The sequence below is a fragment of the Pseudomonas sp. UBA6699 genome (assembly GCF_002454615.1).
Taxonomy (GTDB): Bacteria; Pseudomonadota; Gammaproteobacteria; order Pseudomonadales; family Pseudomonadaceae; genus Aquipseudomonas; species Aquipseudomonas juntendi.
This window is the reverse complement of the sequence record NZ_DKJF01000071.1, coordinates 1-14,244: the sequence shown is the minus strand read 5'-3', so window position 1 is coordinate 14,244 and position 14,244 is coordinate 1. Positions and strand designations below refer to the sequence as shown.

11 protein-coding genes are annotated in these 14,244 nt (G+C 64.0%); 2 read left to right on the top strand and 9 right to left on the bottom strand.

The genetic code is table 11. The annotated features are described in order from the left end of the window. The first annotated feature begins 13 nt into the window (after positions 1-13). A complete protein-coding gene (gene estP, locus B3361_RS13395) occupies positions 14-1,903 on the top strand; it encodes an esterase EstP (RefSeq protein ID WP_154211508.1) in 1,890 nt (629 codons plus the stop codon). A 109-nt stretch (positions 1,904-2,012) separates the two neighbouring features. On the opposite strand, the gene trpE is transcribed toward estP, so the two are convergent. The 9 genes from trpE to B3361_RS13350 all read right to left on the bottom strand — a co-directional run bounded on the left by trpE (position 2,013) and on the right by B3361_RS13350 (position 12,906). Next, positions 2,013-3,494 carry an anthranilate synthase component I gene (trpE, locus tag B3361_RS13390; RefSeq protein ID WP_009685254.1) on the bottom strand — a complete coding sequence of 494 codons (1,482 nt, stop codon included), beginning with the start codon at positions 3,492-3,494 and terminating at the stop codon, positions 2,013-2,015. A gap of 69 nt (positions 3,495-3,563) precedes the next feature. Beyond that, positions 3,564-4,382 carry a phosphoglycolate phosphatase gene (locus tag B3361_RS13385; protein ID WP_054906033.1) on the bottom strand — a complete coding sequence of 273 codons (819 nt, stop codon included), beginning with the start codon at positions 4,380-4,382 and terminating at the stop codon, positions 3,564-3,566. Beyond that, complete coding sequence (rpe, locus tag B3361_RS13380) at positions 4,379-5,053, bottom strand: ribulose-phosphate 3-epimerase (RefSeq protein ID WP_009685252.1); 675 nt, start codon at positions 5,051-5,053, stop codon at positions 4,379-4,381. Before rpe ends, B3361_RS13385 begins: the two co-directional genes overlap by 4 nt. A gap of 241 nt (positions 5,054-5,294) precedes the next feature. Further along, on the bottom strand, positions 5,295-6,122 hold the full coding sequence (locus B3361_RS13375; protein WP_154211509.1) for an ABC transporter permease: 828 nt from the start codon (positions 6,120-6,122) through the stop codon (positions 5,295-5,297). Between the two features lie 11 nt (positions 6,123-6,133). Continuing rightward, on the bottom strand, positions 6,134-7,381 hold the full coding sequence (locus B3361_RS13370) for an ABC transporter permease (protein ID WP_029885952.1): 1,248 nt from the start codon (positions 7,379-7,381) through the stop codon (positions 6,134-6,136). A 60-nt stretch (positions 7,382-7,441) separates the two neighbouring features. Beyond that, complete coding sequence (locus tag B3361_RS13365) at positions 7,442-8,476, bottom strand: ABC transporter substrate-binding protein (protein ID WP_029885951.1); 1,035 nt, start codon at positions 8,474-8,476, stop codon at positions 7,442-7,444. Between the two features lie 40 nt (positions 8,477-8,516). Continuing rightward, positions 8,517-9,641, bottom strand: coding sequence for an ABC transporter ATP-binding protein (locus B3361_RS13360; protein ID WP_054906233.1), 1,125 nt, complete (start codon positions 9,639-9,641; stop codon positions 8,517-8,519). 237 nt (positions 9,642-9,878) lie between these two features. Further along, positions 9,879-10,508 (bottom strand): response regulator, encoded by a 630-nt coding sequence (locus B3361_RS13355; protein WP_009685247.1) that lies wholly within the window; start codon positions 10,506-10,508, stop codon positions 9,879-9,881. Between the two features lie 10 nt (positions 10,509-10,518). Next, entirely contained in the window at positions 10,519-12,906 is a 2,388-nt protein-coding gene (locus B3361_RS13350) for a PAS domain-containing sensor histidine kinase (RefSeq protein ID WP_009685246.1), read from the bottom strand. 93 nt (positions 12,907-12,999) lie between these two features. On the opposite strand from B3361_RS13350, the gene B3361_RS13345 reads away from it, so the two are divergent. Continuing rightward, positions 13,000-13,998, top strand: a complete 999-nt coding sequence (locus B3361_RS13345) for an alpha/beta hydrolase family protein (RefSeq protein ID WP_054906234.1) — start codon at positions 13,000-13,002, stop codon at positions 13,996-13,998. Positions 13,999-14,244: the final 246 nt, after the last annotated feature.

Here is a 14,244-nt window from a genome sequence, read left to right as displayed (position 1 = left end):
AGGATGTTCCGCGATGAGAAAAGCTCCACTTTTGCGCTTTGCCTTCGCTTCATTAGCCTTGGCCTGCAGCCAGGCCTTTGCCGCCCCCTCGCCCTATTCCACGCTGATCGTATTCGGCGACAGCCTGGCAGATGCCGGGCAGTTCCCCGACCTGACAGGTGGCACCTCCGGCGCACGCTTCACCAACCGTGAGGCCGATGGCAATTTTGCCCCGGTGTCGCCGATGATCCTCGGTGGCCGTTTGGGCATAGACCCCAATGCGCTGAACCCCTCCACCTCCGTCGGTGTACGCCCCGACGGCAACAACTGGGCGGTAGGGGGCTACACCACGCAACAGATTCTTGATTCGATCACCGAAACCTCCAGAACCGTCATTCCACCCGGCAACCCAGGCGCCGGGACGGTGTTGCGAGAGAAGCCTGGCTACCTGGCCAACGGGCTGCGCGCCGACCCCAATGCCCTGTACTACCTGACCGGCGGCGGCAACGACTTTCTGCAAGGCCTGGTCAACAGCCCGGCCGACGCAGTGGCGGCCGGCGCTCGGCTGGCCGCCAGCGCTCAGGCCCTGCAACAGGGCGGCGCACGCTACATCATGGTCTGGCTGCTACCCGACCTTGGCCAGACACCGAACTTCAGCGGCACGCCGCAACAGAACCCGCTGTCGTTGCTGTCCGGGGCGTTCAATCAATCGCTGCTGGGCCAGCTGAGGCAGATCGATGCCCAGGTCGTCCCCCTGAACATCCCTGTGTTGCTGAGCGAGGCCTTGGCCAGCCCCAGCCAGTTCGGCCTGGCACCTGACCAGAACCTGGTCGGCACTTGCTACAGCGGGCAAGGCTGCGCGGGCAACCCGGTCCATGGCATCGACGGCACCACGCCAGACCCGACCCGGCTACTGTTCAACGATTCGGTGCACCCGACCATCGCCGGCCAGCAACTGATTGCCGACTACGCCTACTCGATCCTGTCCGCGCCCTGGGAACTGTCCCTGCTGCCGGAAATGGCCCACGCCAGCCTGCGTGCCCACCAGGATGAATTGCGCAGCCAATGGCAAACGCCATGGCAGGCGATCGGCCAGTGGCAAGCGTTTGTCAGCAGCGGCGCCCAGGACCTGGACTTCGACAGCCAGGGCAGCGCGGCCAGCGGCGATGGCCGGGGCTACAACCTGACCGTGGGTGGCAGCTACCGCCTGAACGATGCCTGGCGCCTGGGGCTGGCGGGCGGCGTCTACCGGCAGAAGCTGGAAGCAGGCACGCAAGACTCGGACTACAAGCTCGACAGCTACCTGGCCAGCGCCTTCGCCCAGTACCGGCAGGACCGCTGGTGGGCCGATGCAGCGCTGACAGCCGGGCACCTGGACTACAGCGACCTCAAGCGCACCTTTGCCCTGGGCGTGAACGAGCGTAGCGAAAAGGGCGACACCGACGGTGAAGCCTGGGCTATGTCCGCACGGCTGGGCTACAACCTGGCGGCCGACAGCAGCAACTGGCAACTGGCACCATTCATCAGCGCCGACTATGCGCGGGTCAAGGTGGACGGCTACGACGAGAAGAGCGGGCGCTCCACAGCCCTGGGTTTCGATGACCAGGAGCGCACGTCTCGCCGCCTGGGCGTGGGGCTGCTGGGCAGCGTGCAGGTGCTGCCCTCTACCCGGCTGTTCGCCGAGGTGGCGCAAGAGCATGAGTTCGAGGATGACCAGCAGGACGTGACCATGCACCTGACCAGCTTGCCGGCGAATGACTTCACCCTGACCGGGTATACGCCGCACAGCGACCTGACCCGGGCCAGCCTGGGGGTAAGCCATGAAGTGGTGGCGGGGGTGCATTTGCGCGGCAACTACAACTGGCGCAAGAGTGATGAGCTGACGCAGCAGGGGGTGAGTCTGGGGGTTAGCGTCGATTTCTAGCTGGCTGGGGCCGCTTTGCGGCCCTTTCGCGACACAAGGCCGCTCCTACAGGGAAGCGCAATCGCCGTGAATGCGATTCCTTGCAGGCGGCAGCCCAGAGGCTAGTGAATTATTTGGCGCAAGTCTGCTCAGCCAAGGCCACCGCACGGAACATCGCCCGGCGCTTGTTGATGGTTTCTTCCCACTCCAGCGCCGGCACCGAGTCGGCAACGATACCGCCACCTGCCTGCACATGCAGCTCGCCGTCCTTGATCACCGCCGTACGAATGGCAATGGCGGTATCCATGTTGCCATTCCAGGCGAAGTACCCCACGGCACCGCCGTATACACCACGCTTGACCGGCTCCAGTTCGTCGATGATCTCCATTGCTCGGATCTTCGGCGCCCCCGACAGGGTACCGGCCGGCAGGATCGCGCGCAGTGCATCCATCGCCGTCAGCCCTTCGCGCAAGTGGCCGGTGACGTTGGAGACAATGTGCATGACGTTGGAGTAGCGCTCGATCACCATCTTCTCGGTCAGGCGTACGCTGCCCGTGGAGGACACCCGGCCGACATCGTTGCGGCCCAGGTCGATCAGCATCAGGTGCTCCGCGATCTCTTTGTCGTCCGACAGCAGGTCGTCTTCCAGCGCACGGTCGGCCTCTTCGGTTGCGCCACGCGGGCGGGTACCGGCAATCGGGCGCACGGTGACCAGGTTGTCCTCGACCCGCACCAGCACTTCTGGCGAGCTGCCAACCACGTGGAAGTCGCCAAAATTGAAGAAGTACATGTAAGGCGTCGGGTTGAAGCAGCGCAAAGCGCGATAGAGGTCGATTGGCGCCGCCTTGAAGTCGATCGACATACGTTGTGACGGCACCACCTGCATGCAGTCGCCCGCCAGGATGTATTCCTTGATGCGGCCAACGGCGCTTTCATAGTCCTCACGGGTGTAGCTGGAGCGGAATGCCGGCTCGGCAGCCTGCGGGCCGCTCAGGTCCAGGCCTCGGCGTGGGGTAATAGGCTGGCGCAGGGTTTCCAGCAAGCCTTGCAGGCGCGCCTGGCCTTGCTCGAAAGCCTGATCTTGCGCAGGGTCTACCAGCACGATGGCGTGCATCTTGCCGGCCAGGTTGTCGAATACCACGACCGCGTCCGAGACCATCAGCAGAATGTCGGGCACACCCAGCGGGTCTGGGTTCGGGCTGGCCCCCAGGCGCTTTTCCACATAGCGCACGCAGTCGTAGCCAAAGTAACCGACCAGGCCACCATTGAAACGTGGCAGGCCGGGAATGTCGGCGACCTTGTAGCGCTCCTTGAACGTCTCGACAAAGGCCAGCGGGTCTTCGACATCGTGGCGTTCAACCTCGACACCGTCCTGCAGGATGCTGACGTGATAGCCGTGCACCCGCATCACCGTCCTCGAGGGCAGGCCGATCATCGAGTAACGGCCCCATTTCTCGCCGCCCTGCACCGATTCGAGCAGGTACGAGTTGGCCTGGTCGGCCAGCTTCAGGTAGATCGACAGCGGCGTATCGAAGTCGGCCAGGGTTTCGCAGGCCAGGGGAATGCGGTTATAGCCGGCAGCAGCCAGGCGCAGGAATTCTTCGTGGTTCATGAGTAGCCTCGTGGCAAGCAGCAATGGGTCAGGCAAACGGACGGGCCGGCACGTGCCGGCAGGCTGAAGTCAGGCGCGCCAACGCCAACGGGCCAAGGCCTTGATGACTTTCATCCAGAATTTGCCAGTAACCGCCACGGTGGACTCTCTGTCTGCTGAGGCTTGAAGGTCCGCCAACGTTATCCCAGTGGCCGGGTCTGCGCAACCGGGCAGCAATGCACGCAAATCGTCGATCACCAGGCTTGGCGACTCGTCCTTGATGGGCCGGCCATGGTTGTAGCCGTAGGTCAGCCCCACGCACTGCACACCGGCCGCCTTGGCCGCCTGCACGTCGCTGCGCGAGTCGCCGACAAACAGCGACTGTTGCGGGCTCACGCCCGCCATTTGCATGACGAACAGCAGCGCCGCCGGGTCGGGCTTTTTCTGTGGCAGGGTGTCACCACCGATGATCCAGCGGAAATACCGGCCGATCTTCATCTGGTCCAGCAAGGGCGCGACGAAGCGCTCCGGTTTGTTGGTGATCAAGGCCATTTCCACGCCCTGCTTGTGCAGCCAGCGCAGGGTGTCCTTGACCCCGGGGTAAACCACGGTGAGCTCATGGCTTTCGGCGTAGGCCTCCATGAACAGCGCCAAGCCCTGTTCAGCCAGCGCATCGTCCACGGTTTCATGCTCGATGCCACCGGCCAGGGCGCGGCGCACAAGCACCTGGGCGCCATTGCCGACCCATTGGCGTACCGCCTCAAGGCCAGCAGGCGGGAGCCCCAGTTCGAGCAGCATGCGGTCCACGGCGGCGGCCAGGTCTGGCACGGAATCGATCAGGGTACCGTCCAGATCGAACATCACCAGCCTGGGGAGCGTCCCCGGAAACAGCTGCTCGAAGCCACTCATGGGCGAGCCTGGGCCAGTTCGGCGCGCATTTTGGCGATGACTTCCTGGTAGTCCGGGGCATTGAAGATCGCCGAGCCGGCCACGAACGTGTCGGCGCCAGCGGCAGCGATCTCGCGGATGTTGTTGACGTTGACGCCACCGTCGATTTCCAGGCGGATATCCCGGCCACTGGCGTCGATCAACGCACGCGCTTCACGCAGCTTGTCGAGTGTGCCAGGGATGAACTTCTGCCCGCCGAAACCCGGGTTGACGCTCATCAGCAGCACCATGTCGATCTTGTCCATGACGTACTTCAGGGCGTCCAGGCTGGTGGCCGGGTTGAACACCAGCCCGGCCTTGCAGCCGCCATCCTTGATCAGTTGCAGCGAGCGGTCGATGTGCTGCGAAGCTTCCGGGTGGAAGGTGATGTAGGTGGCGCCGGCTTCGATGAAGTCGCCGATGATGCGATCGACCGGGCTGACCATCAGGTGCACATCGATCGGGGCGGTGACGCCATACTTGCGCAGGGCAGCGCACACCATCGGGCCGATGGTCAGGTTGGGAACGTAGTGGTTGTCCATGACATCGAAGTGGACGATGTCGGCACCCGCCGCCAGTACCTTGTCGACATCCTCGCCCAGGCGGGCGAAATCGGCAGAAAGAATGGAGGGGGCAATAGCGTAGGGCTGCATGGCGCACCTGTTGGCAGAATCACGGTGGCGCGCATTGTAACTCAGGGAAAGGGGTGAAGGCTGATTGGTATCAATGGGTGTCGACCAGTGACCAAACGCCTTGTAGTGCCTGTACAGGCCCTATCGCCGGCAAGCCGGCTCCCACATGGGATCTCCACAGGTTTCTGCATCGCATGACTCTTGTGCAGAACGCTGTGGGAGCCGGCTTGCCGGCGATAGGGCCCGTACAGCTACTGGAAAATCAGGCAGGCTGCTGGGTTCTCAGCTTCTCGCTACGCCCGCGCAGCCACTCCAGGGTCAGCAGCAAGATCACCGAAAACGCAATCAGCAATGTCGCCGCGGCAGCGATGGTCGGGCTCAGGTTCTCGCGAATACCGCTGAACATCTGCCGCGGCAGGGTCGCCTGCTCCGGGCCGGCGAGGAACAGGGTCACCACGACCTCATCGAACGACGTGGCAAAGGCGAACAGCGCCCCCGAAATCACCCCGGGGGCGATCAGCGGCAGGGTCACCCGGCGGAAGGTCAGCAGGGGCGAAGCGCCCAGGCTGGCTGCCGCGCGCACCAGGTTGTAGTTGAAGCCCTGCAAGGTTGCCGACACCGTGATGATGACGAACGGCACGCCCAGCACCGCATGCACCAGAATCAGCGAGGTGAAGCTGTTGCCCATGCCCAGCGGGGCAAAGAACAGGTAGCTGGCCACCCCAATGATCACCACCGGCACCACCATCGGCGAAATCACCAGTGCCATCACCAGCGACTTGCCGGGAAAGTCGCCGCGGGTCAGGCCGATGGCCGCCAACGTGCCGAACACCATGGCCAGCACCGTGGCCGCAGGGGCAACGATGATGCTGTTCTTCAGCGCCCGCATCCATTCGGCCGAGCTGAAGAAGTCCTGGTACCACTGCAGCGAGAAGCCCTGCAGCGGGTACACCAGGAAGCTGCCACTGTTGAACGACAAGGGCACGATCACCAGCACCGGCAAGATCAGGAACAGCAGGATCAGGCCGCAAAGAATGCGCAGGCTGTAGAACCACACCCGCTCCACGGGCGACATGTAAGGGCTCAGCATGACAAGGCTCCTCAGCTCAGGCGCAGGCGGCTGGCGCCGACCAGCCAGCTATAGATCAGGTACAGCAGCACGGTCGCCAGCAGCAACAGCCCGCCCAGTGCGGTGGCCATGCCCCAGTTGATGCTGGTGTTGGTATAGAAGGCCACGAAGTAGCTGACCATCTGGTCGTTCGGGCTACCCAGCAGTGCCGGGGTGATGTAGTAACCAATGGCCAGGATGAACACCAGCAGGCACCCGGCGCCGACACCGGCATAGGTCTGGGGGAAGTACACCCGCCAGAAACTGGCGAACGGGTGGCAACCCAGCGAAATCGCCGCGCGCATGTAGCTTGGCGAAATGCCTTTCATCACGCTGTACAGCGGCAGGATCATGAACGGCAGCAGAATGTGCACCATCGAGATGTACACGCCGGTGCGGTTGAACACCAGTTCCAGCGGCTGGTCGATGATGCCCATGGCCATCAGCGCACTGTTGATCAGCCCGCCCGACTGCAGCAGTACGATCCACGCTGCCACCCGCACCAGGATCGAGGTCCAGAACGGCAGCAACACCAGGATCATCAACAGGTTGCTCTGCCGGGTCGGCAGGTTGGCCAGCAGGTACGCCAGCGGGTAGGCCAGCACCAGGCAAATGGCGGTGATCACCACGCCCATCCACAGGGTGCGGGCAAAGATATCCAGGTAAATGGCCTGGTCCGGGGTCGCCTTGGCCAGTTCGCCAAGGTCATCGATACGGTGGTCCAGCGAAGCCAGCAGGTAGAACGGGGTCAGCGTGCTGGTGTTGCGGCGGATCGCCTGCCAGTAGGCCGGGTCGCCCCAACGTTCGTCCAGGGCCTGCAGGGCATCCTTGTAAGAGGCGGGCTCGGTCTTGAACGGCAATGCGCGCGCCGTCTTGGCCAGCAGGCTGCGGTAGCCGGCCAGTTCCATGTTCAGGCGTTTGGACAGGTCGCCCAGGGTCTGGTTCTTGCGTGACTCGGCCAGGTCCTGGCTCAGCGCCTTGTACACGTCCTCGCCAGGCAGGCTCTTGCCGTCCCACTGGCTGATGACGTCGACCGTGCGCGGCAGGCCACCGACCACCTCCGGGTTGCCGACGCTCTTGTACAGCAGCGCCGCGATCGGCACCAGGAACACCAGCAGAAGGAACAGCGCCAGCGGCGCGATCAGCGCTTGCGCCTTCCAGCGGTTGACCCGCTCGGCATGCTTGAGGCGCTGCTTCAGACTTTGACCTGCGCCTTCTTTGAGTGGCACTGCAATGGCCATGGCAAACTCCGCGATACGAACTGAAATTGGGGCCGCATAGCGGCCCCTTGCGCTGGTCGGTTACTTCTTCGCCGCCCAGGCGTTGAAGCGTTGCTCCAACTGCTCGCTGTTGTCGGCCCAGAAGGCCACGTCGATCTGCACCTGGTTGGCAATGTTCTCAGGCGTGGTCGGCATGTCTTTCTTCACCTCGTCCGACAGCAGGCTCACTGCCTTGGAATTGGCCGGGCCGTAGGCGATGTTCTCGGAGTAGATCTTCTGCTGCTCAGGCTGCACGCTGAAGGCGATGAATTTCTTCGCCTGGTCGGCATCCTTGGCACCTTTCGGGATGGCCCAGGCATCGAAGTCATAGATGCCGCCATTCCACACCACCTTGAGGTTGCTTTCCTTCTGCACCGCCGCGATGCGGCCGTTGTAGGCCGAGCTCATGACCACGTCACCCGAGGCCAGGTACTGAGGTGGCTGGGCACCCGCTTCCCACCACTGGATGCTTGGCTTGAGTTCGTCGAGCTTCTTGAAGGCGCGGTCCACGCCCTCTTTGGTACCCAGCACCTGGTAAACATCCTTGGGCGCCACGCCGTCGGCCATCAGGGCGAATTCCAGGGTGTACTTGGCGCCCTTGCGCAAGCCGCGCTTGCCAGGGAATTTCTTGGTGTCCCAGAAGTCGGCCCAGCTGGTCGGTGCGGTCTTGAGCTTGTCCGCGTTGTAGGCCAATACCGTGGACCAGACGAAGAAGCCCACGCCACAAGGCTGGATAGCGCCCGGCACGTAATCGGCTTCGTTGCCGAACAGGGCGGGGTCGAGCTCTTCGAACATGCCCTCGTCACAGCCGCGGGCCAGCTCTGGCGACTCTACCTCCACCAGGTTCCACGACACGCTCTTGGTATCGACCATGGCTTTGACCTTGGCCATTTCGCCGTTGTACTCGCCTGCGACGATCTTGCCATGCCCGGCCTTTTCCCACGGCTCGTAGAACGCCTTGACCTGGGCGGCCTTGTTGGCACCGCCGAACGAGACCACGGTGAGGTCTGCGGCCATGGCCTGGCCGGCGGTGAACAGCCCCAGGGCCAGGGCGGTCAGTTTCAACTGCTTGCGCATTCTTGTTCTCTCCACAGTACAGGGTTGGTGAAGCAATCCATCAATGGGCTTCGGCAATCGGATCGAGCGCGCGGGCGTGCTCCACCTCCCAGCCCAGCGGGACCACATCGCCCACGGCCAGGGCCGGGTCGAGCTCGGCAATGGGCTGTTTCACGAAGAAATCGCCCTTGCCGCAAACTTCCAGGCGCACCCGCACGTGGTCGCCCAGGTAGATGAATTCCGCCACCCGGCCCGAGAAGCGGTTCGCGCAGCTTTCACTGTGGCCGTTCAGGCGTACCCGCTCGGGGCGGATGGACAGGGTGACCGGTTCGCCGGCCTGGCCGACATTCACTGCCAGTGCCTCGATCCGCTCGCCGCGCGGCAGCTGCACCTGGCAGCGCTTGCCGTCGCTGGCCAGCAGCGTGCCGTTGAGGCGGTTGTTCTCGCCGATGAAATTGGCGACGAAGGTGTTGCAGGGTTCCTCGTACAGCGTGCGCGGGTCGGCGATCTGCTGGATCTCACCCTGGTGGAATACCGCCACCCGGTCAGACATGGTCAGCGCTTCGCCCTGATCGTGGGTCACGTACACCACGGTCACCCCCAGGCGCTGGTGAATGTGCTTGATCTCCATCTGCATGTGCTCACGCAGCTGCTTGTCCAGTGCCCCGAGCGGCTCGTCCATCAGCACCAACTGGGGCTCGAACACCAGCGCCCGGGCCAACGCCACGCGCTGTTGCTGGCCGCCAGAAAGCTGGCCGGGGTAGCGCTTGGCAAAGGCATCCAGTTGCACCATGTTCAGCACGCGCTTGACCCGTTCGCTGATATCGGTCTTGCTCAAATTGCGCACGGTCAGCGGGAAGGCCAGGTTTTCCGCAACCGTCATGTGCGGGAACAGCGCATAGTTCTGGAACACCATGCCGATATCACGCTTGTGCGGCGGAACATTGTTGATCGAGCGCCCGGCCAGGTGGATTTCCCCGGCGGTGGGGGTTTCGAACCCTGCCAGCATCATCAGGCTGGTGGTCTTGCCGGAGCCAGAAGGGCCAAGCAGGGTGAGGAATTCGCCCTTGCGGATATCCAGGTTAAGGTCTTTGACGATCAGCGACTCGCCGTCGTAGCTCTTCTGCACACCACGGAAGCTGACCAGCGTTTCGCTGGTTGCAGCGTTCGACTTCGCCTCGCTCATGCCTGCACCTTCTTGTTGGATGACTGCGTGGGCAAAGCGTAAAAGAGGCGCAAGCGCCAGAAAATCGGGGGTGCTGAGAGAATGCCATCATCCGGATGGAAGATTTGATGTAGGGATTGCCCTACAAGGATGGCGCGTTCAGAACAGCCTTGCCCCTGGGGGGCTGCCTTGTGTCGCGATGGTGCGCGCAGCGGCCCCAGAATTCCCGCTGCACCGCAGATACCGCCGGGGTCGCAATCAGACCAGCTTGTGCTCCATGGCGTACTTCACAAGCTCCGCCAGCGAGTTCACCTTCAGCTTCTGCATCAGCCGCGCCTTGTGTGTACTGATGGTCTTGCTCGACAGCGCCAGTTGCTGGGCAATGTCATTGACGTTGGCGCCCTGGGCCAGGCGCTCGAACACGGAAAACTCCCGCTCTGAGAGCAGGGTGTGCAACGGCCGCGACTCGGTCAGGCCCACTTCGAACACCATGCGGTCAGCCAACGCCGGGTCGATATAGCGCCCGCCAGCAGCCACCCGGCGAATCGCCGTCAGCAGTAGCGCCGGGTCGCTGTCCTTGGTGGCATAGCCCGCCGCACCGGCCTTCAGCGCCCGCGCGGCCATTTGCGCCTCGTCATGCATCGACAGCATCAGGATCGCCGGCGCGTCGAGCAGCGCGCGAATCCGCGGGATCGCCTCCAGCCCGCTCACGCCCGGCATCGAGATATCCAGCAGCACCACTTCGCACGGCGTATGCCGCAGGGTCTCGAGCAACTGCTCGCCATTCCCGGCCTCCCCCACCACCTGCATGTCCTTGGCCAGGCCAATCAACTGCTTGATGCCTTCACGGACAATGGTGTGGTCTTCGGCTACCAGCACTCGAATCACGTTTGCTCTCCTACTCCAACGGTATGGCCACGCTCAGGCTGGTGCCCTCGCCCGGCTGACTGTCCAGCACCATGCTGCCGCCCAACATCAGTACCCGCTCGCGTACGCCGACCAGGCCAAACGAGGTGGGCCGGGGCTGCTCACGGCAAAAGCCCTGGCCATCATCACTGACTGTCAGGCGTAACTGCCCGCCCTGATGAACCAGCTCGATTTCCACGCTGTGCGCCTGGGCATGGCGCATCACATTGGTCAACGCCTCCTGCAGAATGCGGAACAGCCCGGTGGCCTTGGCGTCACTCAATGCTGGCAGATTATCCGGTACCTGCACCAGGCAGGGGATTTGCGTACGGGCTTCGAAGCGCCTGGCCTGCCACTCGATGGCCGAGGCGATGCCCGCGTCGAGGATCGGCGGGCGCAGGGCAGTGGCCACATCACGCACCAACTGGAACAACTGGGCGATCAAGCGCTTCATGCTGGCCAGGCGCTCGTTAAGCCCCGGGTCGAGCTCGGCAAACGCCAGCTCGCACATGGACACTTCCAGCTTGAGCACGGTCAGCATCTGCCCCAGCTCATCATGCACTTCGCGGGCGATGCGGGCCTTCTCTTCCTCGCGCACGCTTTCCAGGTGGGCCGACAGCTCGCGCAGCTGCTCCTGTGACTTGGCCAGCGCCAGTTCGGCGCGCTTGCCCTGGGTGATATCCCACACCACGCCGTCCCATACCACCTGACCGTTGCCCAGGTGTCGGGTACTGGCCTTGATGTCGGCCCAGCGCTGTTCACCCTGGCGGGTGAGAATACGCCCCTGCCAGGACCAGTCCTGGTCGCTGGCCAGGGCCAGGTCCTGGACCCGGTGGTAATCGGCGCGGTCATCGGGGTGTACCAGGTTGCGCAGGCCCATTTGCGGGTGCTGGATCTCGCTGGGCGCATAACCGACCAGGGCCTCGCTGCCTTCACTGATATAGGGGAACTCCAGCTCGCCCTCGGCCGGGTCCCGCTCCAGGCGGAACACCAGCCCTGGCACGTTGCCGGCAATGCCCTTCAGCCGCGCCTCGCTTTCGCGTAAAGCCGCCAAGGCCCGGTGCCGTTCGGTAACGTCGGCCAGGTACACCACCAGGTACTCCGAGTCGCGAAAGCGCAAGAAGCTCAACGACAGCTCGACCGGCAGCAAGCTGTGGTCCGCGCGCTTGCACTGCGCCTCGAACTGGCCTACACCGCCAGCCCCGGCGCGGGCGCCTTTCCACAGCTCCAGCCAGCGGTCCATGCTCAGGCTCGGCTCGAAGTCGCTCAGCGGCCGCTCCAGAAGCTCGCCTTCGGCATAACCGAGCATGCGTTCAGCGGCGTGGTTGGCGTACCGGACATGGCTGTCCCAGTTGACCCACAGAATACCCACCGTACTCTGGTCAATCGCGAACTGGCTCAGGCGCAGGGCCTCTTCACGCACCTGGCGCTCCACCAGGCTTTCCCGCGCAGCCAGCAGGCTGCGCTCCAGCTGGCGCTGTTGCCGGCGTTGCCACACCAGGGTAGCCAGGGCGCACAGCAGCAGCAGGCCGAACAGCAACGCCAGGTTCTGCCAGAAACCGGGCGACTCGCTCAGGCGCGGGTACTTGGGCTGCAACCAGCGCTGGTGCAGTTGCTCCAGCTCCTTGGCAGGCAGGGCCTGCAAGCCTTGTTCGAGCACATCGGCCAACACCGGCCAGTCACGCCGCGAGCCCAGCCGCAGCAACTGCGGCAGGCCAATATCGCCCACCACGGCCAGCTCACCGAACTCGCTCTCGCGTGACAGGCGGCTGAGTTGCGCCTCGTCCAGCACGGCGAAACTGGCCTGGCCGCCCACCACCAGCTGCAAGGCCTCGCGCTCGCTGGGCACCCCCTGCAGGTTCAGGTTGCTGTAGTTACCGCGCAAGTACTCTGCCAGTTGGCTGGGCATGCGCACGGCCACGCGCTGCTCGCGGTCGAGCTTTTCCAGCTCCACCGCCATGGCCCCGGTGCGTGGCCCTACCACCAATTGCGGCACGCGCATGTACGGGTCGCTGAACAACCACAGGCGCAGGCTGGCCGGGGTTTGGGTAAGGCCGGGGGCGAAGTCGATTTCGCCGTTCTGCAGGGCATGCTCCAGGCTGGCCTGGTCACTGAAATGGCGCCAGGTCAGGTCCAGGCGCAGCACGTGTGCCAGGTTGCTGACCAATTCGACGTTGGCACCGTACAACTGCTGCAGGCGCCGGTCGAACTGAGCATAGGGCGCTTGCAACACCAGGCCCACACGCAGGCTGCGGTGCGCGTCCAACCACTGCTGCTGGGCCGGCTCGAGCGCAACAGTGGCCGGCGCCTCGGGCCGGGCAAAGGCAATCAAGGGCAGCCACAAGCAGCCGATAACCAACAGGCGACGCACTCGCTTCATCTATACGCTCGTCTTGGCAAGGCGGCCATGCAGCATGGCCGTCACGGGCAAATACTATTAGGCTGCCGGTATCATTCTGGCCTTGGGTGACGCATGTCCACACTTTATCGCACGACGCTGGCAATGTGCTGCCTAGCTTCGCTCCTGCCACTCGGCGCCTTGGCCGCCGATGCCGAAACACCGCCGGCGGCCAATGCGGCACCGGCAGCCGAAACACCACGCCCGCCGCTGCTCGAGCGCAGCCAAGAGGATGCCCTGGCACTCGAGCGGCTGGTACCCAAGGCCGAGCAACAGACGCTACAGGCAGGTGCCGACAGTTTCCTGGCGTTGTGGAAGCCGGCCAACGACAGTGATCCGCAAGGTGCCGTGATCATCGTGCCGGGTGCCGGCGAAAACGCCGACTGGCCAAATGCCGTTGGCCCGCTGCGGCAAAAATTCCCTGATGTCGGCTGGCACAGCCTGAGCATCAGCCTGCCTGACCTGCTCGCCGACAGCCCGCAAGCCCGGGTAGAAGCCAAGCCCAAGGCCGCAATGGACCAAGCCCAGGGTGAGCGTGCACCGGTCAAGGATGTGCCAGCCGACGCCAATGCCAATGTCGCCCAGGCCACCGCCGCCGATGCCGACACCGCAGAAAGCACCGATGCCGAACTGGCCAGCGAACAGAGCGACCCGGCCGATGCCGAGCGGATTTTCGCCCGCCTGGACGCTGCCGTGGCGTTTGCCCAGCAGCGCAATGCCCGCAGCATCGTGCTGATCGGCCATGGCAGTGGTGCGTACTGGGCAGCCCGCTACCTGAGCGAAAAACAGCCACCGCAGGTGCACAAGCTGGTCATGGTGGCGGCGCAGACGCCGGCGCGCGTGGAGCATGACCTGGAAAGCCTGGCGCCGACGTTGAAGGTGCCCACCGCCGACATCTACTACGCCACCCGCAGTGCTGACCGCAGCGCCGCCGCGCTGCGCTTGCAGGCCAGCAAGCGGCAGAAAGACAGCCAGTACCGGCAGTTGTCGCTGATCGCCATGCCAGGCAACCAGGCCGCCGAGCAAGAGCAGTTGTTCCGCCGCGTGCGAGGCTGGATGAACCCGCAAGGGTAAGATTGCCCCCACAGGTAGGCCACAATATTCAGGCGTTGTGTATTACCTGTGGGAGACTCTATGGTTTCTGGCAATGGCATCAGGGTTGCCGGGTGCTTGCCGCAGCATCTTCAGCGCCTGTCAGATTGAGCGCCGCCCGCGCGGCGCATCGCGAGCTGCGGTCGCTGCTTGTATGTTGTGACTGGCCTGGCGGGAGAAGATATTCTCGTCAGGCTGAAGAAGCACTTCCGGGGAGGCCGATCGCTC